Origin of the sequence: Bacteroides sp. 1_1_30 (genome assembly GCF_020982715.1) — a bacterium.
GTDB classification, from domain to species: Bacteria; Bacteroidota; Bacteroidia; order Bacteroidales; family Bacteroidaceae; genus Bacteroides; species Bacteroides xylanisolvens.
Genome location: NZ_JAJKHN010000057.1, coordinates 1 through 21,715, shown reverse-complemented (window position 1 = coordinate 21,715; position 21,715 = coordinate 1). Strand labels below are relative to the sequence as shown.

Below are 21,715 nucleotides of genomic sequence, written 5' to 3'. Positions count from 1 at the left end.
TTTACCTGATTTTTTAGTTAAAATCAACGGAATATGTTTTAAAACTCACTTGTAAAGTGGAATTTGATGTGTTTAAAGTCCATCTGCGCCATCTGAAGTACATAACCGGAGTCTGCCAGGAACACATCGCGCCCTTCTCTATCCTTTGCCATATACTGGTATTTACGTTTCTTGAAGGCTTCCAGTTCTGCGGGATCATCGCTTTCTACCCAACAGGCTTTATAAAGACTTACCGGTTCCCAGCGACAGGACGCATTGTATTCATTCAACAAACGGTACTGAATGACCTCAAACTGCAACTGTCCCACCGTACCGATAATCTTACGGCCATTGAACTGATTGACAAACAACTGTGCCACACCTTCATCCATCAACTGGTCAATGCCTTTTGCCAACTGTTTCTGTTTCATCGGGTCGGCATTCTCAATATACTTGAACATCTCCGGTGAGAAACTCGGCAATCCACGGAAATGGAGCATTTCACCTTCTGTCAGCGTATCGCCAATCTTAAAAGTACCATTATCCGGTAAACCAATAATATCTCCTGCATAAGCTTCATCAATCGTTGTTTTACGCTGTGCCATAAACTGGGTAGGCGACGAAAAACGCATGGTCTTTCCATGACGGACGTGTGTATATGGAGCATTGCGAACAAACTTACCGGAACAAATCTTACAGAATGCCACACAAGAACGATGGTTGGGATCAATGTTGGCGGTTATCTTAAAGATGAATCCGGTAAATTTCGGTTCGTCAGGTTTCACTTCACGCTCTTCTGCCTGTACAGGACGAGGGCTGGGAGCTATCTCTACGAAACAGTTCAGCAACTCTTGCACACCGAAGTTGTTCAGCGCTGATCCAAAGAATACAGGCGCACAGTCTCCTGCCAAATAGGATTCAGAATCAAATTCCGGATAAACACCCTCAATCAGTTCCAAATCGCCACGCAGTTTGTCTGCCAACGACTTGCCAATCTGCTGATCCAGTTCTTCCGAATGAATATCGACTGCCACTTTCTCTGTTACCATCTGTTTGGATGGCTGATACAAGTCCAGTTTCTGTTCATAGATATTGTATACCCCTTTAAAACGTGCTCCCTGCTCTATCGGCCAGGACAAGGGACGAACCTGAATCATCAGTTCTTCTTCAAGTTCATCAAGCAAATCGAACGGATCTTTTCCTTCACGGTCCATTTTGTTGACGAAGATTATTACCGGAGTCTTTCTCATACGGCACACCTCCATCAGTTTACGTGTCTGCGTTTCCACACCTTTCGCACCGTCTACAACGATGATAACACTGTCTACAGCTGTCAGTGTGCGATATGTATCTTCGGCAAAGTCCTGGTGACCGGGAGTATCGAGAATGTTAATCTTATAGTCCCGATAGTCGAATTCCATCACGGAAGTCGTTACCGAAATACCACGTTGTTTCTCGATTTCCATCCAGTCGGACGTAGCCGTCTTTTTAATCTTATTACTCTTTACAGCACCTGCTACCTGTATCTGACCACCGAAAAGCAATAGCTTTTCCGTCAATGATGTCTTACCGGCATCCGGATGCGCAATAATGGCGAACGTTCGCCGTCTCAAAATTTCTGTATTATCTGCCATATATTAATATGAATGAAGAATGAAGAATGATGAATGATGAATGATGAATGATGAAAGAAGAATTGTTACGCTATCTATAAAGCCGCATCGAAATTCTTCATTCTTCATTTTTCATTCCTAATTTTATCAAGCATTGTTTGAGGCTCTCCTCCCAATGAGGAATCTCTATATCGAACGTTGTTTTTATTTTTGTTTTATCAAGCACGGAATATGCCGGGCGGTTTGCTTTCGCGGGATATTCGGCTGTATGCAAAGGTTTCACTTTGCAGGTGGTTATTCCTGCCAGACGATGAATAGCTACCGTGAAATCATACCAGGAACAAACTCCCTCATTGCTGAAATGGTAGATACCGCGAACAATACCTTTATTAATAATAGCATAGATGGCCCGTGCCAGGTCATTGGCATACGTCGGAGTCCCGATCTGGTCGAAAACAACTCCCAGGCTGTCACGCTCTTTTCCAAGACGAAGCATCGTCTTTACGAAATTATTGCCAAAAATAGAATAGAGCCATGCGGTACGGATAACGACTGCTTGCTCGCAGTGATTCATTACCTCCTTTTCTCCTTCCAGTTTAGTGGTGCCGTATACAGAATCCGGGCAAGGATTGCAGTCTTCCGTGTATGGAGTATGCGCAGTACCGTCAAATACATAATCAGTAGATACTTGTATCATGGCAGCACCATTGGCTTGGGCCGCACTTGCCAGTTGTTTCGGTGCTTCACAATTCAATTTGTATGCTAATTCTTGATTATCTTCAGCTTTATCTACAGCTGTATAAGCAGCACAATTAACAACAAGCTCAATCTGCTTCTCTGCCATATAAGTCCACACAGCTTGCTTGTCGCAGATGTCGAGTTCCTGCACATCTGTGAAATAATACGTATGTTGCGGGTTCTCTTTCGCAAGCACCTGCATCTCATTGCCAAGCTGACCGTTGGCACCCGTTACTAAAATTCTCATTTATTCATCCAGTTTTAATTCACCTTTACGGTCTTTATCATAATAATTTGCCAACATAGAAAGGAAACTAGTGATAGCTTCCACTGCCTTGGCAGTTCCTTCGCTGATAGGCTTCTTTTGAAGACGAAGCAGGAGTACTCCATACAACGCTTCAAAACAGGTTTCCAGTTCGGGTTCATCTTTCTTGCCGTTTTTATTCCGTAATTCTACGATAAACGGTAATGCCTTGAAATAAGCAGCACTGTAAAAAGGAAATTTAGGAGAAGAGGACAATGCGTTGTGCAACTCTGTCAGATTGATAATTACATTTTTATTAATCTGCAGATGACCCTTTTCCCGTACTCCTTCCTCGCCCATCATCGTAATCAGGTTGGTATACCATTCTCGCATGGCAGGCCGCTGTTCTTCCGGATAGCGGGCAATTACATTTGCCTCCATCTCTTCCGGTTCACAATGATTGGCACGGATCAAGTCTTCCTCTTGCCACATATATATAAGGTATTCGGCAATATTCTTCTCTTTCAGTTGTTGTGCTATCTGATTCATTATGTTATCTCTTAATAAAGTGACTCTCCCAACAAAGTATAAATCAATCCGGCAACAGATACCAGCATTACGATACTTCCTACAACACGATTCAGTATCCAGATACCACGTAAATTGAATTTAGTGCGCACCTTATTCACAAAATAAGTGATACCCAACCACCAGGTCAATGCTCCTATAGCAATTGCAAGATATCCCGTGATCTCTTCAAAGACCAGCACCCCCGGCTGCACAAAGGCAAAACGGGCGAAAAGTCCGATAAACAGAAAGATTATCAAGGGATTGGAGAGAGTGACGAAAAATGCGGTAATAAAGTTATGGAAATAAGAACCTTTGCTGGAGGAAGCCGGACGAATGGACTGCACCGGGTTGCTACGAAAGGTATATATACCAAAAAGGAGTAGCATGATGCTCCCCAATAATTGCAGATAGAAAATATTCTTATTAATATAATCGAACACAAAGCTCATCCCGTAGCCGGTGAGCAAAGCGTATGCTATATCGCTCAAAGAGGCTCCCAGACCTGTTACAAATCCATACCAACGCCCCTTATTCAAAGTCCTCTGGATGCATAATACGCCCACCGGACCGAGGGGTGCGGACACAACAACGCCAATAATAAAGCCTTTCACTAATATATCGAATATTGTCTCTATCTGAATCATGTCGCAAATATCGCACTTTTTTGTGATATGGGGATAGTATATTAACGTTTTTTCCACACAAGAATCACTATATATAGCGATAATAAGTAAAACGTACATCGAAAATAAACATATTAAATAAGGTATAGGAATTTATTCTCTATTTTTTTCCTACCACCAACGAAATTGATTATCTTTGCGCCACAGAAAAAGAGAAGAGTTTCTCCTGCAGGAACTTCAATCGTAAAATCGTAAATCGTAAAATCGTAAATATACAACATGATTCTTTTTTTCAGAACCCCTTCCAAGAGCGTGATTGCCGTAGAGAGCAACCATCAGCTCACCCCTGACGAAAGTAATAAACTCTGCTGGCTTTTTGGCGAAGCCGTGATGGAAAGTGAAGAAAACCTGAAAGGCTGTTTCGTTGGCCCACGCCGCGAAATGATCACTCCCTGGAGTACAAACGCAGTAGAAATCACCCAAAACATGGGGCTCGAAGGCATAAGCCGCATCGAGGAGTACTTCCCTGTTAAGGACGAAAATGCCGATTACGACCCGATGCTCCAACGCATGTACAAAGGACTCGACCAAAACGTATTCACGACAAACCGTCAGCCGGAACCAATCATCTACATTGAAGATCTCGAAGTGTACAACGAAAAAGAAGGTTTGGCTCTTTCCAAAGAAGAAATGGACTACCTGAAGAAAGTAGAAAAGGACCTCGGACGGAAGCTGACCGACTCTGAAGTATTCGGTTTCGCACAAATCAACTCCGAACACTGCCGCCACAAAATTTTCGGCGGAACGTTTATCATCGACGGCGTAGAGCAGGAATCTTCCCTGTTCCAGATGATTAAAAAGACTACACAGGAAAATCCGAATAAAATAATCTCTGCTTATAAAGATAACGTAGCCTTCGCTGAAGGTCCGGTTGTGGAACAATTTGCTCCGGCAGATCATTCAAAACCTGATTTCTTCCAAGTAAAGGACATCAAGAGTGTTATCTCACTGAAAGCGGAAACTCATAACTTCCCTACTACTGTTGAGCCATTCAATGGTGCTTCTACCGGTACCGGCGGTGAAATCCGCGACCGTATGGGTGGTGGTAAAGGTTCATGGCCGATTGCAGGTACTGCAGTCTACATGACTTCTTATCCACGCACAGAAGAAGGACGCGAATGGGAAGAGATTCTTCCGGTACGCAAATGGCTATACCAGACTCCGGAACAGATTCTAATCAAAGCATCCAATGGTGCTTCCGACTTCGGTAACAAGTTCGGCCAACCGCTGATCTGCGGTTCGGTACTGACTTTCGAACATACAGAAAACAAAGAAGTTTATGGTTACGACAAAGTAATCATGCTTGCCGGTGGTGTTGGTTACGGTACACAACGCGACTGCCTGAAAGGCACACCGGAAGCTGGAAACAAAGTAGTGGTTATCGGTGGTGACAACTACCGTATCGGACTGGGTGGCGGTTCCGTATCTTCTGTTGATACCGGTCGTTACAGCAGTGGCATCGAGTTGAATGCCGTGCAACGTGCCAACGCAGAAATGCAAAAACGTGCCAATAACGTAGTACGCGCTCTTTGTGAAGAAGAGGTGAATCCGGTGGTTTCTATCCATGACCACGGATCTGCCGGACACGTAAACTGTCTGTCCGAACTCGTGGAAGAATGTGGTGGTTTGATCGATATGAGCAAGTTGCCTATCGGTGACAAGACTTTGTCTGCCAAAGAAATCATCGCTAACGAAAGTCAGGAACGTATGGGTCTGCTGATTAAAGAAGAGGCTATTGAACATGTACGTAAGATTGCCGAACGCGAACGCGCTCCAATGTACGTAGTCGGTGAAACAACCGGTGATCATCGTTTCGCTTTCCAACAGGCTGACGGTGTACGTCCGTTCGACCTTGCCGTAGAACAGATGTTCGGTTCTTCTCCCAAAACCTATATGGTAGACAAGACCGTAGAACGTCATTATGAAATGCCGAAATACGAATTGTCTAAACTACATGAATATCTGACGAATGTATTGCAGCTTGAAGCTGTAGCCTGCAAAGACTGGTTGACAAACAAGGTAGACCGTTCGGTAACAGGCAAAGTGGCTCGTCAGCAATGTCAGGGTGAACTTCAGTTGCCGTTGAGCGACTGCGGTGTCGTAGCACTCGACTACCGTGGCGAGAAAGGTATCGCTACCTCTATCGGACATGCTCCGCAAGCAGCATTGGCTGATCCGGCTGCCGGCTCTATTCTTTCTGTATCCGAAGCGCTGACCAATCTTGTTTGGGCTCCAATGGCGGAAGGTATGGATAGCATTTCACTGTCTGCCAACTGGATGTGGCCTTGCCGCTCTCAAGAAGGTGAAGATGCCCGTCTTTACACAGCTGTAAAAGCTTTAAGCGATTTCTGTTGCGCGCTGCAGATCAATGTTCCTACCGGAAAAGACTCTCTATCTATGACACAGAAGTATCCGAACGGCGAGAAAGTGATTTCTCCGGGAACTGTGATTGTTTCTGCCGGTGGTGAAGTTTCCGACGTGAAGAAAGTGGTATCTCCGGTATTGGTTAACAATGAAAAGACTACGCTTTATCATATTGACTTCAGCTTCGATGAACTGAAACTGGGTGGTTCGGCTTTTGCACAATCTCTGGGTAAAGTTGGTGACGAAGTACCTTGCGTACAAGATGCCGAATATTTCCGTGATGCTTTCCTTGCCGTACAGGAACTTGTCAACAAAGGATTGATTCTTGCAGGACACGATATCTCTGCCGGTGGTTTGATCACTACATTGCTCGAAATGTGCTTCTCTAATGTAGAAGGCGGTATGGAAATCAGCCTCGACAAGATGAAAGAACAGGATATCGTTAAGATTCTGTTTGCTGAAAATCCGGGTATCGTTATCCAGATCAGCGACAAGCATAAGGATGAAGTGAAGAAGATTCTGGAAGATGCAGGCGTAGGCTATATAAAGCTGGGTAAACCGACTGACGAACGCCACATTTTGGTATCTAAAGACGGTGCTACTTACCAGTTTGGTATCGATTATATGCGTGACGTATGGTATTCTTCTTCTTACCTGCTCGACCGCAAACAATCTATGAACGGTTGCGCAAAAGCACGTTTTGAAAACTATAAGATGCAACCTGTTGAATTCGCTTTCATGCCGGAATTCAAAGGTAAGCTTTCTCAATACGGTATCACTCCGGATCGTCGTACCCCAAGCGGTATCCGTGCGGCTATCATCCGTGAGAAGGGTACAAACGGTGAGCGCGAAATGGCTTACTCACTCTATTTGGCAGGTTTCGACGTAAAAGACGTTACAATGACCGACCTCATCAGCGGACGCGAAACACTGGAAGACGTAAACATGATCGTTTACTGCGGTGGTTTCTCTAACTCCGATGTACTGGGTTCTGCTAAAGGATGGGCAGGCGCATTCCTGTTCAACCCGAAAGCTAAAGAAGCATTGGATAAATTTTATGCACGCGAAGATACATTGTCATTGGGTGTCTGCAACGGTTGCCAGCTGATGATGGAACTCAATCTTATCAACCCGGAACTGAAGAAGAAAGGAAAAATGCTACATAACAATTCACACAAATTCGAATCACGCTTCCTTGGTCTTACTATCCCGACTAACCGCAGTGTGATGTTCGGCTCTTTAAGTGGAAGCAAACTGGGTATCTGGGTAGCTCACGGAGAAGGAAAATTCTCTTTGCCATATGACGAAGATAAATATAATGTAGTAGCGAAGTATAGCTATGATGAATATCCGGGCAATCCGAACGGTTCCGATTATTCTATCGCAGCACTGGCCAGCGCAGACGGACGCCACTTGGCTATCATGCCTCACTTGGAACGTTCCATCTTCCCATGGCAGAACGGTTGCTATCCGGCCGACCGCAAGAACAGCGATCAGGTTACTCCATGGATAGAAGCGTTTGTCAATGCCCGCAAGTGGGTGGAAGCGAAAATGAAATAAATCATTTCCATATTTTACAGAGGCTGGTACTTTAAATAGTGCCAGCCTCTTATTTTACGGAACTTTCCATTCTACCGGAAGACTTCTGATAGATACCAAAATACCGAAAACAAACAGTATATACAAATAGTTATAAAATAGTCTATTTTCTTCATTTTTGGAGCGCTGTTATCTTTCATCAAAATTTTGTAATATCAAAAAATCTTCTTAATTTTGTCAAACTTTCCCCCTCATAAAAGATTCAATAACCCTTAAAAGTCCTATTTGTATGAAAAAATGGCTTTTTCTAATCTTATTGTTTCCTCTAATTTGTGTCGCGCAGACGTATCGATATCTCGGAGTGGAGGATGGGTTAAGTAACCGGCGGGTTTACTGCATTCAAAAAGATAAAACCGGATACATGTGGTTCCTCACGCACGAAGGTATTGATCGATACAATGGAAAAGAGTTTAAACGATATAAGTTAATGGATGGTGACGCAGAAGTGAACTCTCTGTTAAATCTAAACTGGCTTTATATTGATCAGGAAGGAGTCTTATGGGAAATCGGGAAAAAAGGAAAAGTATTCCGGTATGACCAGATTCACGACTGCTTCAGTCTTGTATATAAATTACCGATGGAAAGTTTCAGCGAACAGCCGGACCCGGTCACTTATGCCTGGCTCGACCAGAACAAACACATCTGGCTATGCAATAAAGATACTATCTTTCTCTATAATACGGACACCAAACAAGTCACCCATATAAAGAATGATATAAGTGAAGAAATCACTGATATTGAACAAATAGACGAATCGCATTTCTTCATCGGTACGGAAATGGGGATTCATTATGCCCAATTAGAAAACAACGCATTGAAACTTATCAATTGCGATAAGTTGGAGAGCGTGAAAGCCCAAGTAAGCGATTTACACTTCGACAAAAAGATTCGGAAACTATTCATCGGCACTTTCTTGCGGGGAATTATGGTTTATGATATGAATACCAAATCCGTCATACGACCGGATTATAACCTGAAAGATATCAGTATCACACGGTTCAAGCCGCTAAATGACAAAGAGTTATTAATAGCTACCGATGGCGGAGGAGTACACAAAATAAATATGGATACTTATCAAATAGTACCCGAAATTGTGGCTGATTATAACAGTAATTGTGGCATGAACGGTAACAGTATCAATGACATTTTTGTGGATGATGAAGAACGGATATGGCTGGCTAATTATCCCATCGGAATCACGATACAAAACAACCGTTATACGAGCTACAAATGGATTAAGCACTCCATCGGTAACAAACAGTCTTTAATCAACGATCAAGTAAATGCCATTATTGAAGACAGAGAGGGAGATTTATGGTTTGCAACGAACAATGGCATCAGTTTTTTTAATTCAAAGACCGGACAATGGCGATCGGTGCTTAGTGCTTTTGAAGAGTCGCAAGGTAATAAAAGCCATATCTTTCTTACTATATGCGAAGTGGCTCCCGGAATTATCTGGGCAGGCGGGTACTCTTCCGGTGCTTACCAGATAGATAAGAAAACGTTCAGTGTCAGCTATTTCATGCCGCCTTTGTACACTCATACAAACAAGCGACCGGATAAATATATACGTGATATTCGTACAGATATGCAGGGTTATATCTGGTCGGGAGGATTCTACAACCTCAAGCGTATTAATCTGAAGACGCAGGAAGTACGGTTTTATGATGGATTAAATTCCATTACCGCCATCGTTGAGAAAGATGAAAAAAGTATGTGGATCGGTAGTGCCACCGGCCTATGTCTTTTAGATAAAGAATCCGGAAAATTCGAGCGCATAAAACTTCCGGTAGAGTCGAGCTATATCTATTCCCTGTACCAAGCAAAAAACGGTTCATTGTATATAGGTACCAGCGGGTCGGGACTATTGATTTACGATATTAATAAAAAACTGTTCACTCATTACCACACGGAAAACTGTGCTTTGATATCCAATAATATCTATACCATATTATCGGATGCGGACAAAGATATAATCATGAGTACAGAAAGCGGATTGACAAGTTTTTATCCCAATGAGAAAAAATTCTATAACTGGACCAAAGATATGGGATTGATGACCACCCATTTCAATGCGCTATCAGGTACGTTACGGAAAAACAATAAATTCATTTTAGGCAGTTCTGACGGAGCAGTGGAATTTGACAAGGATATGAAATTGCCCAGAAGTTATTCTTCTAAAATGATTTTCAGCGATTTCAAGCTTTTTTATCAAACAATCTATCCGGGTGATGAGGATTCTCCGTTGAAAGCAAGCATCAATGATACAAAGGTACTAAAGTTAAAATACAATCAAAACATATTCTCTTTGCAGGTTTCTTCCATCAACTATGACTATCCTTCCAATATTCTTTACTCTTGGAGGCTAGAAGGTTTCTATGATAAATGGAGCAAACCCGGAACAGAGAACACGATTCGTTACACCAATCTTGCCCCGGGCAAATATACGCTAAGGGTACGTGCCATCTCCAATGAAGACAAACGCATCATGCTTGAAGAAAGAAGTATGGATATTATCATAGCCCAACCTTTCTGGCTGACATTCTGGGCCATGCTGGTTTATACAGCTATCCTTTGTCTCATTGCCATCGTCCTATTGCGTATACTGATTTTGAGGAAGCAACGCAAAGTCTCCGATGAGAAAATACATTTCTTTATCAATACAGCGCATGATATCCGTACCCCATTGACCCTTATCAAAGCACCTTTGGAAGAGCTACGCGAGAAAGAGGAGTTGAGCAAAGAAGGGATTTCGAACATGAATACGGCATTACGAAACGTAAATGCCCTGCTACGCCTGACGACCAATCTTATCAACTTTGAGAGAGCGGACGTATATTCTTCCGAGCTATATATTTCAGAGCATGAACTAAACACGTTTATGAATGAAATATTCAATGCATTTCAGCAGTACGCCAACATCAAACATATCAACTTCACTTATGAAAGTAATTTCAGGTATATGAATGTATGGTTTGATAAAGAGAAAATGGAGTCTATTTTTAAGAACATCATTTCGAATGCATTGAAATATACTCCCGAAAATGGAAATGTACAGGTTTTCGTTTCTGAAACAACAGATTCATGGAGTGTGGAAGTCAGAGACACAGGAATCGGAATTCCGGCTAACGAACAAAAGAAGCTGTTCAAGCTCCATTTCCGCGGCAGCAATGCCATTAACTCCAAAGTAACAGGAAGTGGTATCGGTCTGATGCTTGTATGGAAGTTAGTCCGTTTGCACAAAGGAAAGATTAATCTGTCAAGTATCGAAAACCAGGGATCAGTTATCAAAATAACGTTCCCCAAAGACAGCAAGCGTTTCCGGAAAGCACATCTGGCAACTCCGAGCAAACAGCGTATAGAAATCGAAAACGTTCCGTCTTCATCGCCTGAAATCTACGAAAACGCACAGAAGAAAGAGAACATAAATCATCGTCGTATCTTAATTGTGGAAGATAATGATGAGTTGCGCAACTATCTGTCGCAAACGTTATCCGAGGAGTATTTCGTACAGGTTTGCTCCAATGGAAAAGAAGCATTGACGATTATTCCCGAGTACAAACCAGAGCTGGTTATTTCAGACATTATGATGCCTGAAATGCGGGGGGATGAATTATGCCAAGCTATCAAGAATAATATCGAAACCTCCCACATTCCTGTTATCCTGCTGACTGCTTTGAATAATGAGAAAGATATTCTCTCGGGACTTCAGATTGGTGCGGATGAATACGTTGTGAAGCCATTCAATATTGGTATATTGAAAGCTAATGTTGCCAATCTGCTGGCTAACCGTGCACTATTGCGCAGCAAATTCGCAAATTTAGATCTGAATGATGAGGAAAATGATGAAGACTGCATCAACTGTTCGCAAGACATTGACTGGAAATTCATAGCAAACGTCAAAAAGAACGTGGAAGATAACATTGACAATCCTGCTCTCACGGTAGATGTATTATGCAGCCTGATGGGAATGAGTCGCACAAGTTTTTACAATAAATTAAGGGCATTAACCGATCAGGCACCGGGAGATTATATCCGGCTGATTCGTCTGAAACGTGCCGTACAATTACTAAAAGAAGACACACATAGCATAACAGAAATTGCAGAAATGACGGGATTCAGTGACGCCAAGTACTTCCGCGAAGTGTTTAAGAAGCATTATAATGTAAGTCCCAGTCAATATGGCAAAGAGAAAAAAGCAGTTAGTAAGGAAGGAGGAGAAAAGAAAGAATGAACATTTATCTCGAAGCATTTGGAATCTTTTTTAAAATAGGCGCCTTTACTATTGGAGGAGGATATGCAATGGTGCCACTGATTGAAAATGAAATTGTCACCAAACGGAAATGGATTGCGCAGGAAGATTTTATCGATCTGCTGGCTATCTCCCAATCCGCACCGGGAATTTTGGCAGTCAATATTTCTATCTTTATAGGATATAAGCTGCGTGGAATCCGGGGAAGTATTATCACAGCATTGGGAACAATTTTGCCGTCTTTCATTATTATATTGGCTATCGCCCTGTTCTTTCATAGTTTCAAAGACAATCCGATAGTGGAACGTATTTTTAAAGGAATTCGCCCGGCAGTGGTGGCACTCATCGCGGCGCCGACCTTTACCATGGGACGATCCGCAAAAATCAACCGCTACAATCTGTGGATTCCTGTTGTCTCGGCAATATTAATCTGGCTGTTGGGCTTCTCCCCTATCTGGATTATTATTGCGGCCGGTGTAGGAGGTTTCCTGTGGGGGAAATTTAGAAAAGTTGAGAGTTGAGAATGGAGAGTTGAGAAGGCGCGGATTAACGCTGTTGTTTTACAGATTCATAATTCTAAAAGCCGGGAAATCCGTGTAATCCATGCCTAAAATTATTATATAATAAATTATTAATCACATGATTTACCTACAGTTATTCTATACATTTTTCAAGATCGGGCTCTTTGGCTTCGGTGGCGGTTATGCCATGCTTTCCATGATTCAAGGCGAAGTGGTAACCCGCTATGGATGGGTGAGTTCGCAGGAGTTCACGGATATTGTCGCAATCAGCCAAATGACTCCAGGACCTATTGGTATCAACGCAGCTACTTATGTAGGGTTTACTTCTACGGGTAGCGTATGGGGTTCCATCATTGCTACCTTTGCCGTAGTCCTTCCCTCTTTCATCTTGATGTTGACCATCAGTAAATTCTTCCTAAAATACCAGAAACATCCGATAGTAGAATCTATTTTTAATGGATTACGCCCGGCAGTAGTCGGATTACTCGCCTCCGCCGCGTTGGTATTAATGAACGCAGAAAACTTCGGTTCGCCTACGGAAGATACTTATTCATTCGTTATCAGTATCATTATCTTTCTGATTGCATTCATCGGAACAAGAAAATATAAAGCCAATCCGATATTAATGATTATCGCCTGTGGTATTGCAGGTTTGCTGCTCTATTAATAACGAGCGGCTGAACAGTAAACAAAAAAACAGTAAACAAAAAAACGGTGAATAAACTGCGTTATCATTCAGCAGAGTGTTCACCGTTTTATCGTTGTTTATTCTATACCTTTACAGTTTTAACTTCTTACTTACGGATTTCGATTCATTATGTAAACGATCTAAAGCTGTCACTACATAACGGCATTTTGTTTTTCCTGTTTCATAAGGAAGTCTATAGAATGGATTGCGCGTGATAGCTACAATATGAGAAGGATCGTCCAAATTCACCTTTTCTTTACTGTCAAAACGATAGACTACATATTGAACTGCCTTATCCATCTCTGTATCAGCTTTCGGAGCTGTCCAAAAAAGGATATAGCCATCTTCCGTCCATACCTTTTTCATTTTACGTACCTTGCCCGGAGCTTTATCATCCATAAAATCAAAGACTGGAATCAAAGCAGGATATTTATGATATTCACTGATTAAAGCATCGCGATATCTACCCTGGTTCTCAACAACAGCTGCCGCATACCATTGACAACTGCCTCCAATTGTTTGGTAAGCACGTTGCAAAGCCATCTTACGGGGAAGCTGATTGATAGAAGGATTCTGCGGATCGGCAAACTGAACAGTCTTTGGCACCGACTGGCCAATGAACAACGGCCGGTTTTCCGAATGAGTAGCCCACCATTTCACCAATGTCTCATAGTCAGCCGCTTTATGGCCGATTTCCCAGTAAATCTGCGGAATATTATAATCAATCCATCCTTCACGTGCCCAAAGCAGTACATCGGCATAAAGATCATCATAGTTTTGCAAGCCATTGGTATTACTTCCCAACGGGTCACTCTTCTGGTTACGATAGATACCAAACGGACTGACACCAAACTTCACCCAAGGCTTGATGCCACGAATCGTTTCGTGAAGTTTCTTTATCAACACATTCACATTACTACGACGCCAATCTGCCTTGTTTGTGAAACCTCCACCATAACGGGCAAAGCTCGCATTATCCGGGAAATCTAATCCATTAACCGGATAAGGATAGAAATAATCATCCATGTGGATAGCGTCCACATCATAGCGGGACACGATATCAGTCACAATTTTGCAGATATATTCCCGACTTTCAGGAAGTGCCGGGTCGAAATATAGCTGATCGCCATAAGTAACAAACCATTCCGGATGCTGGTGATAAATATGTTCCGGCGCCAACTTATTCTTTAATGAAGTCTTCACACGGTAAGGATTGATCCAGGCATGAAACTCCATATTCCGTTTCTGACATTCTTCAATCATAAACTGCATCGGGTCCCACATAGGAGAAGGCGTCTGCCCTTGCGTTCCTGTCAGGAAGCGGCTCCATGGTTCATATTGGGAAGCGTATAATGCATCCGCTTCAGGGCGCACCTGAAAGATGATTGCGTTAATACCAGCTTCCTGAAGAGAGTTCAACTGACTAATCAATATTTGTTTCAGCCTCTCTGTGGGAATGCCACGAAACTGACCGTTAACAGCTTGTATCCACGCTCCACGGAATTCACGTTTAGGATATTTATTGCCTGATGGCACCTGTGCCCTCACTCCTACCACCAGAAGAAGAGCTAAAAGTAAAAGATAGTTTTTCAGCTTCATAATATTCTTAAATCGTAATAATGTGACGCAAAGATAATACAAACTCCCGATAAATTCGCTAACTTTGCCGACTACCATAAAAAAGGAGTATTTTATGTCAGAAAACAACTATATTTCGATCAAAGGCGCACGCGTCAACAACCTAAAAAACATCGATGTAGATATTCCCCGCAACAAGCTTGTTGTCATCACCGGATTATCGGGTTCGGGAAAATCATCTCTTGCTTTTGATACGCTCTACGCAGAAGGACAACGCCGCTACGTGGAAAGTTTAAGCAGCTATGCGCGCCAGTTCCTGGGGCGAATGAGCAAACCGGAATGTGACTTTATCAAAGGGATTCCTCCCGCCATTGCTATCGAACAAAAAGTGAACAGCCGCAATCCCCGTTCTACTGTGGGCACCTCGACTGAAATTTACGAATATCTACGCCTGTTATATTCACGGGTAGGGAAAACGTATAGCCCCATCAGCGGACAAGAAGTAAAGAAGCACTCTACAGAAGACATTGTCAACTGCATGCTCTCATACCCGGAAGGTACAAGATATACGGTACTGACACCCATCCGCCTGCGTGAAGACCGCACCTTGCAACAGCAACTGGAGATAGACCTGAAACAAGGGTTCAACCGTATCGAAGTGAACGGTGAGATGAAGCGTATTGATGAATATACGCCTGTGGCAGGTGATGAAGTATATCTACTGGTGGACCGTATGGCTGTTGCCAACAGCAAAGACGCCATCAGCCGGCTGACTGATTCTGCCGAAACAGCCATGTATGAAGGCGACGGAACCTGTATGCTGCGTTTTTTTCTATCGGATGGAACTACGAAACTTCATACTTTCAGCACTAAATTCGAAGCGGACGGCATCATCTTTGAAGAACCGAACGACCAGATGTTTTCATTCAACTCGCCTATCGGCGCTTGTCCGGCGTGCGAAGGATTCGGCAAAGTAATCGGCATCGACGAGCACTTAGTCGTTCCGGATCGTTCATTATCGGTGCATGAAGGAGCTATCGTATGCTGGCGTGGCGAAAAGATGGGTGAATGGAAAGAAGAATTAATTCATAATGCGGAGAAATTCGACTTCCCCATTTTCACTCCTTATTATGAGTTGACAGACGCGCAACGCAGGTTACTTTGGGAGGGCAACCAATATTTCCACGGCATCAATGATTTTTTCAAGATGCTGGAAGAGAATCAATATAAGATACAATACCGGGTGATGCTGGCGCGTTACCGGGGAAAGACGCTTTGCCCGAAATGCCACGGCACCCGCCTGAAACCGGAAGCCGGATATGTACGAGTGGGTGGAAAAAACATTTCCGAACTGGTAGATTTGCCTATCACAGAGCTGAAGGAATTCTTCGATCATTTGGAACTGGACGAACACGACAACAACGTATCCCGACGTATCCTGGTTGAAATAAATAGCCGGATTCGTTTTCTAATTGATGTAGGTTTGGGCTATCTGACTTTGAACCGGCTTAGTAATTCCTTATCGGGTGGAGAGAGCCAGCGTATCAATCTGGCAACCTCGCTGGGAAGTAGCCTTGTAGGTAGTCTTTATATTCTCGATGAACCAAGTATCGGACTGCATAGCCGTGACACAGACCGTCTGCTCCATGTGTTGCGTCAACTGCAACAATTAGGAAATACGGTAGTGGTGGTAGAGCACGATGAAGAAATTATCCGTGCAGCCGATTACATTATCGACATAGGTCCCAATGCCGGACGCCTAGGTGGAGAAGTTGTCTACCAGGGAGATATGAAGGATTTAAAGAAGGGAAGCAACAGTTATACGGTACGTTATCTTTTAGGAGAAGATGAAATACCCGTTCCGAAGCATCGCCGGCCATGGAATAACTATATAGAATTGAAAGGCGCACGTGAGAATAATCTGAAAGGAGTAAACGTACGTATCCCTCTCAATGTAATGACAGTTGTTACGGGTGTTTCCGGTTCCGGGAAGAGTACATTGGTAAGAGATATTTTCTTCCGGGCATTGAAACGTGAATTAGACGAATGTAGTGACCGACCGGGAGAATTCACTTCAATCGGAGGAAGTTTGCGTGACCTGCGGAATGTAGAATTTGTAGACCAGAACCCGATTGGCAAATCATCGCGCTCAAATCCGGTGACTTACATCAAGGCTTACGACGAAATCCGCAAACTATGGTCCGAACAGCCTTTGGCGAAACAAATGGGATATACCCCCGGATTCTTCAGTTTCAATAGCGAAGGCGGACGTTGCGAAGAGTGTAAAGGAGAAGGAACCATTACTGTAGAAATGCAATTTATGGCAGACTTGGTGTTGGAGTGTGAATCTTGTCACGGAAAACGTTTCAAATCCGACACGCTGGAAGTGAAATTCAACGATAAAAGCATCTACGATGTATTGGAGATGACCGTCAACCAAGCGATTGAGTTCTTCAACGAACATGGACAGAAGAAAATTGTGAAGAAGTTACTTCCTTTGCAGGACGTAGGACTGGGATATATCAAATTAGGACAGGCTTCTTCTACCCTTTCCGGTGGTGAAAACCAACGTGTCAAACTCGCATTTTATTTAAGTCAGGAGAAAGCTGACCCAACGATGTTTATCTTTGACGAACCGACTACAGGATTACACTTTCATGATATCCGCAAACTGCTGGATGCTTTCGACGCATTGATTCGCCGGGGACACAGCATCGTTATCATCGAGCATAACATGGACGTCATCAAATGTGCCGATTATGTAATCGATCTCGGACCGGAAGGTGGAGATAAGGGTGGAAATATCGTAGCAGTGGGTACCCCGGAAGAAGTTGCTGCCTGCGGAGCAAGCTATACAGGGCAGTTTCTGAAAGAAAAACTAGGATAAGCAATCGTCAAAACTATAATAATACATCTATGTAATTAAGCCCTTGCAGAAGTTCTATATCTGCAGGGCTTAATATATGAAAAAAATCAATCTCTCTTACAAGTAGAAACCGAATCCAATCTTCACACCGAAACGCGACATATCTCCATCATTGAAACGCCATTTATAATAAACGGCAGGTTCAATGGTCACCGTACGCGAAAGGAAGTAAGCGTATCCGGCTTCGATGCCCAGTCCCCAGTCTGTCTGATGTTTTCCACCACTCCAACGGAAGCGGTTCCAGTCGAGTCCGCCACCCAGATAGATACCAGTTTTATTGAAGTAGAAACGTACTCCTGTACCCAGTGTATACTCATCTACTGGTTTCGACCAGTCGGCTCCAGCATTTACCATCAAGGCAATACCCTCGGCAAAAAATGTACCGACCTGTGCACCAACTCCAAATTTTGCTTTATCGTTTTTACTATACGAAAAGTCCAACCCCGATAATGAAGGATTAATAATCGTAGTTCCTTTCTCAAATTGCGCCTGTGCAGTAAAAGAGACTGCCAATAAGCAAAGAGCCAAAGCTAATTTCTTCATAAACTTACTTTTTTAAGTGAATAGATTGTTCGTCTTTTTTGCGGCGTTCGCGCATTTGTTCCTTTTTCCGAAGCACCAGCCAAAGAAGAAGAACGATGACATAAGAAACTGCCACCGTAATTATTTTCTCTGTCAGGCTGACCTCCGTATTACGAGGCAACAAATAAGCCGCTGTTACGGATACATAAATAAGGAATGCAAGCGCCACTCCTGTTGATTTTCTTATTTTCTTCATTCTGATAATTTTCTTGTTTTTTGCTTATTCATCCAGATATAGAACCAAACTGCCGCAACTACTACACACACTATACCAATGCCATAGGAAACTGTATGCGAAAGTCCCAATCCTTCAGGAGCAATACATATATAAGTAGAACATACACATGTCATAAACAGTGCCGGTATCAAAGTGATGATATAAGGTTTCTTGGATACCGTCAGAAAAACTGTTATAGCCCACAAGGTAAACACAGCCAATGTCTGATTTGCCCAGGCAAAATAACGCCATATCATATTAAATCCGTTTGCATCACGCAAACTATACAAAAGCAAACCAATAGCCACTACAAACATCGGAATACAAATGTACAAACGACGGCGCATACTTTTTTGCTCCATTCCCAAGAAGTCCGCCACAATCAGACGTGCCGAACGGAAGGCCGTATCTCCCGAAGTAATCGGAGCGGCAATCACCCCCAAAATAGCGAGTACTCCGCCGATTGCCCCTAACCATTCTTTTGTGATGGCATCAACGATAACAGAAGCATTGCTTTCTTCCATTCCGTTTTCATGGAAAAAATAAGTAGCGGCAGCAGCCCAAATAAGAGCAACAATGCCCTCGGTAATCATTGCACCGTAAAATACCGGACGTCCATGCCGTTCCGAAGTCATACAACGTGCCATCAATGGGCTTTGCGTAGCATGGAAACCTGAAATGGCACCACAAGCAATACTCACAAACATAATCGGGAAGATAGGAAGTTCGCTCGCTTCCGGGTTAGTATTTTGCAATCCGTCCCATAACTCCGGCAAAGCCGGATGGTTAATGTAGAGCATCACCAGAATGCCTACTGCCATAAACAACAAGGCAACCGCAAACAATGGGTAGATTTTACCTATTATTTTATCAACAGGCAACAAAGTAGCCAAAATATAATATGCAAATACAACGATAATCCAAAACGTAGCATCCAAACTTTCCGGAGTGAGTTTTGCCAACAATCCGGCAGGACCTGCAACAAAAACCGAACCCACCAGAATCATTAAAATGACAGTGAATCCTCTCATCACCTGCTTGGTAGTCAGTCCCAAATAACGACCTATAATTTCCGGCAGGCTTTCACCCCCATTACGCAAAGAAAGCATTCCGGCAAAATAATCATGCACTGCCCCCGCAAAAATACTTCCCAGCACAATCCACAAGTATGAAGAGCTACCAAATTTCGCTCCCATGATTGCTCCGAAAATAGGACCTAATCCGGCAATATTAAGAAATTGAATCATGAATATCTTCCAGGTGGGCAATGGAATATAGTCCACTCCATCCGCCTTGGTAAGAGCCGGTGTTTTACGGTCGTCAGGACCAAAGACGCGTTCCATGAGGCGTCCGTACGTAAAATAGCCTACTATCAACGCCAGCAGGCATAGAGTAAATGTAATCATAGCGTGTCGTTTTTTTAACTTGGCAAATGTAACATAATCTCACGAAACAGCCCAACAATACCGACACTTTTACTAACTTTGCAGGGATTTAAAACAAAAAATAAAGGATATGCGCTATACTATTTTCATTCTTTCACTTTTGCTTCCTTTCCTCTCAATTGTTGCGCAACCCAAGCACGAAGTTCGTGCCGCATGGGTGACAGCGGTGTACGGATTGGATTGGCCTCGCACACGTGCAACAACCCCTCAAACAATCCGCAAGCAGAAAGAAGAGTTAATAGATATTCTTGATAAGTTGAAGGCTGCCAACTTCAACACTATCCTATTTCAAACCCGTACTCGTGGAGATGTATTATATCCTTCGGCAATCGAACCTTTCAATTCGATCCTGACCGGAAAGACAGGAGGAAATCCAGGATATGATCCACTGGCTTTTGCCGTTGAAGAATGTCATAAGCGAGGGATGGAATGTCATGCCTGGATGGTAACTATCCCACTAGGAAATAAGAAGCATGTTGCTTCGCTCGGCAGTCAGTCTGTCACCAAGCGGATGAAAGAAATATGCGTTCCTTACAAGCGCGAATATTTCCTCAATCCGGGACATCCGGCAACGAAGGAGTACTTGATGAAACTGGTGCGGGAAGTCGTTAGCGGTTATGATGTGGACGGAGTGCATTTCGACTATCTGCGTTATCCGGAGAATGCTCCTCTTTTTCCTGATAAATATGATTTCCGACGATACAATAAAGGACGCACACTGGATCAGTGGCGCCGGGATAATATCTCCGAAATTGTACGTTATATATATAAAGGTGTAAAAGCTATGAAGCCTTGGGTGAAAGTAAGTACCTGCCCGGTAGGTAAATACCGTGATACTTCTCGTTACCCCTCCCGTGGATGGAATGCTTTCTTTACCGTTTATCAGGACCCGCAAGGTTGGATGGGAGAAGGTATTATGGATCAGATTTATCCGATGATGTATTTCCAGGGAAACAATTTCTACCCTTTCGCCCTCGACTGGCAGGAACAGAGCAACGGACGGCAGGTGATTCCGGGACTCGGCATTTATTTTCTCCATCCCGATGAAGGTAAATGGACACGCGACGAAATAGATCGTCAGATGAACTTTATCCGCAAGCAGAAAATGGCGGGTGAAGGGCATTACCGGGTGAAATACCTGATGGAGAACACGCAGGGGATTTATGATGAATTATCCGAGAATTTTTATGCATACCCTGCTTTACAGCCTCCGATGCCATGGTTAGATAATATTGCGCCAACTGCTCCTTCTGTACTGAAAGTTACTCACATTGATAATGGATATACGGAATTAACCTGGCAGGCTGCTACTGATAACGATCAGCGCAACAAGCCCATGTATGTTATTTATGCTTCTAATGATTATCCGGTAGATATCAACCGACCAGAAAATATCGTTGCACAAAATATTCGAGAGACGAGTTACGTATATGCCCCTATCCTGCCTTGGAATGCAAAAAAGCACTTCGCAGTGACGGCTATTGACCGCTATGGAAATGAAAGTACAGCGACACAGGAGCAAACGGTCCAGCAGTAAACCAAGTATTTAGAATCGACTTATTTGTTTCAAAACAGTATAAAAAAGAATGAAACGGTGCAGAAATGAACGAAAGTTTTTCCTACTATAAAGTTGAAAAACGGTTCTTCGTCAAATTTGGTGGTACTTCTTCTATTGTGAATAAAGAATCTTGGCTCTCAGTAGTTTGCTTCCTGCCC

Annotated in this window: 14 protein-coding genes; 6 read left to right on the top strand and 8 right to left on the bottom strand. The window is 43.2% G+C overall.

The genetic code is table 11. The features are described 5' to 3' along the window. Positions 1-38 precede the first annotated feature (38 nt). The 4 genes from LPH68_RS16790 to LPH68_RS16775 form a co-directional block, all read right to left on the bottom strand. Positions 39-1,613 (bottom strand): peptide chain release factor 3, encoded by a 1,575-nt coding sequence (locus LPH68_RS16790; RefSeq protein ID WP_004304425.1) that lies wholly within the window; start codon positions 1,611-1,613, stop codon positions 39-41. A 97-nt stretch (positions 1,614-1,710) separates the two neighbouring features. Beyond that, positions 1,711-2,577: a dTDP-4-dehydrorhamnose reductase gene (gene rfbD, locus LPH68_RS16785; RefSeq protein ID WP_004304426.1), complete on the bottom strand. Its 867-nt coding sequence runs from the start codon at positions 2,575-2,577 to the stop codon at positions 1,711-1,713. Then, positions 2,578-3,123, bottom strand: a complete 546-nt coding sequence (locus tag LPH68_RS16780; RefSeq protein ID WP_004304427.1) for a DUF4924 family protein — start codon at positions 3,121-3,123, stop codon at positions 2,578-2,580. It lies immediately after the preceding gene. Positions 3,124-3,134: 11 nt separating this feature from the next. Continuing rightward, positions 3,135-3,788 (bottom strand): LysE family translocator, encoded by a 654-nt coding sequence (locus LPH68_RS16775; RefSeq protein ID WP_004310295.1) that lies wholly within the window; start codon positions 3,786-3,788, stop codon positions 3,135-3,137. Between the two features lie 258 nt (positions 3,789-4,046). Between LPH68_RS16775 and purL the strand changes: the two genes are divergently transcribed. The 4 genes from purL to LPH68_RS16755 all read left to right on the top strand — a co-directional run bounded on the left by purL (position 4,047) and on the right by LPH68_RS16755 (position 13,230). Next, entirely contained in the window at positions 4,047-7,751 is a 3,705-nt protein-coding gene (gene purL, locus LPH68_RS16770) for a phosphoribosylformylglycinamidine synthase (protein ID WP_009040525.1), read from the top strand. 268 nt (positions 7,752-8,019) lie between these two features. After that, positions 8,020-12,024 (top strand): response regulator, encoded by a 4,005-nt coding sequence (locus tag LPH68_RS16765; RefSeq protein WP_151923493.1) that lies wholly within the window; start codon positions 8,020-8,022, stop codon positions 12,022-12,024. Then, positions 12,021-12,563, top strand: coding sequence for a chromate transporter (locus LPH68_RS16760; protein WP_004300957.1), 543 nt, complete (start codon positions 12,021-12,023; stop codon positions 12,561-12,563). The genes LPH68_RS16765 and LPH68_RS16760 overlap by 4 nt, the downstream gene beginning before the upstream one ends. Before the next feature lie 118 nt (positions 12,564-12,681). Next, positions 12,682-13,230: a chromate transporter gene (locus tag LPH68_RS16755; protein ID WP_004300958.1), complete on the top strand. Its 549-nt coding sequence runs from the start codon at positions 12,682-12,684 to the stop codon at positions 13,228-13,230. A gap of 111 nt (positions 13,231-13,341) precedes the next feature. On the opposite strand, the gene LPH68_RS16750 is transcribed toward LPH68_RS16755, so the two are convergent. Further along, on the bottom strand, positions 13,342-14,928 hold the full coding sequence (locus LPH68_RS16750) for a glycoside hydrolase family 10 protein (protein ID WP_182425092.1): 1,587 nt from the start codon (positions 14,926-14,928) through the stop codon (positions 13,342-13,344). Between the two features lie 16 nt (positions 14,929-14,944). Between LPH68_RS16750 and uvrA the strand changes: the two genes are divergently transcribed. Then, entirely contained in the window at positions 14,945-17,716 is a 2,772-nt protein-coding gene (gene uvrA / locus LPH68_RS16745; protein ID WP_004310291.1) for an excinuclease ABC subunit UvrA, read from the top strand. Positions 17,717-17,812: 96 nt separating this feature from the next. Here the strand turns inward: uvrA and LPH68_RS16740 are convergent, their stop codons facing one another. The 3 genes from LPH68_RS16740 to LPH68_RS16730 are packed head-to-tail and all read right to left on the bottom strand — an operon-like array spanning position 17,813 to position 19,960. After that, positions 17,813-18,298: an outer membrane beta-barrel protein gene (locus tag LPH68_RS16740; protein ID WP_004300961.1), complete on the bottom strand. Its 486-nt coding sequence runs from the start codon at positions 18,296-18,298 to the stop codon at positions 17,813-17,815. 4 nt (positions 18,299-18,302) lie between these two features. Then, positions 18,303-18,533: a hypothetical protein gene (locus tag LPH68_RS16735; protein WP_004300962.1), complete on the bottom strand. Its 231-nt coding sequence runs from the start codon at positions 18,531-18,533 to the stop codon at positions 18,303-18,305. Beyond that, on the bottom strand, positions 18,530-19,960 hold the full coding sequence (locus LPH68_RS16730; protein ID WP_087323873.1) for a carbon starvation protein A: 1,431 nt from the start codon (positions 19,958-19,960) through the stop codon (positions 18,530-18,532). Before LPH68_RS16730 ends, LPH68_RS16735 begins: the two co-directional genes overlap by 4 nt. A gap of 109 nt (positions 19,961-20,069) precedes the next feature. Between LPH68_RS16730 and LPH68_RS16725 the strand changes: the two genes are divergently transcribed. Continuing rightward, positions 20,070-21,536, top strand: a complete 1,467-nt coding sequence (locus LPH68_RS16725; RefSeq protein ID WP_151923492.1) for a glycoside hydrolase family 10 protein — start codon at positions 20,070-20,072, stop codon at positions 21,534-21,536. Positions 21,537-21,715: the final 179 nt, after the last annotated feature.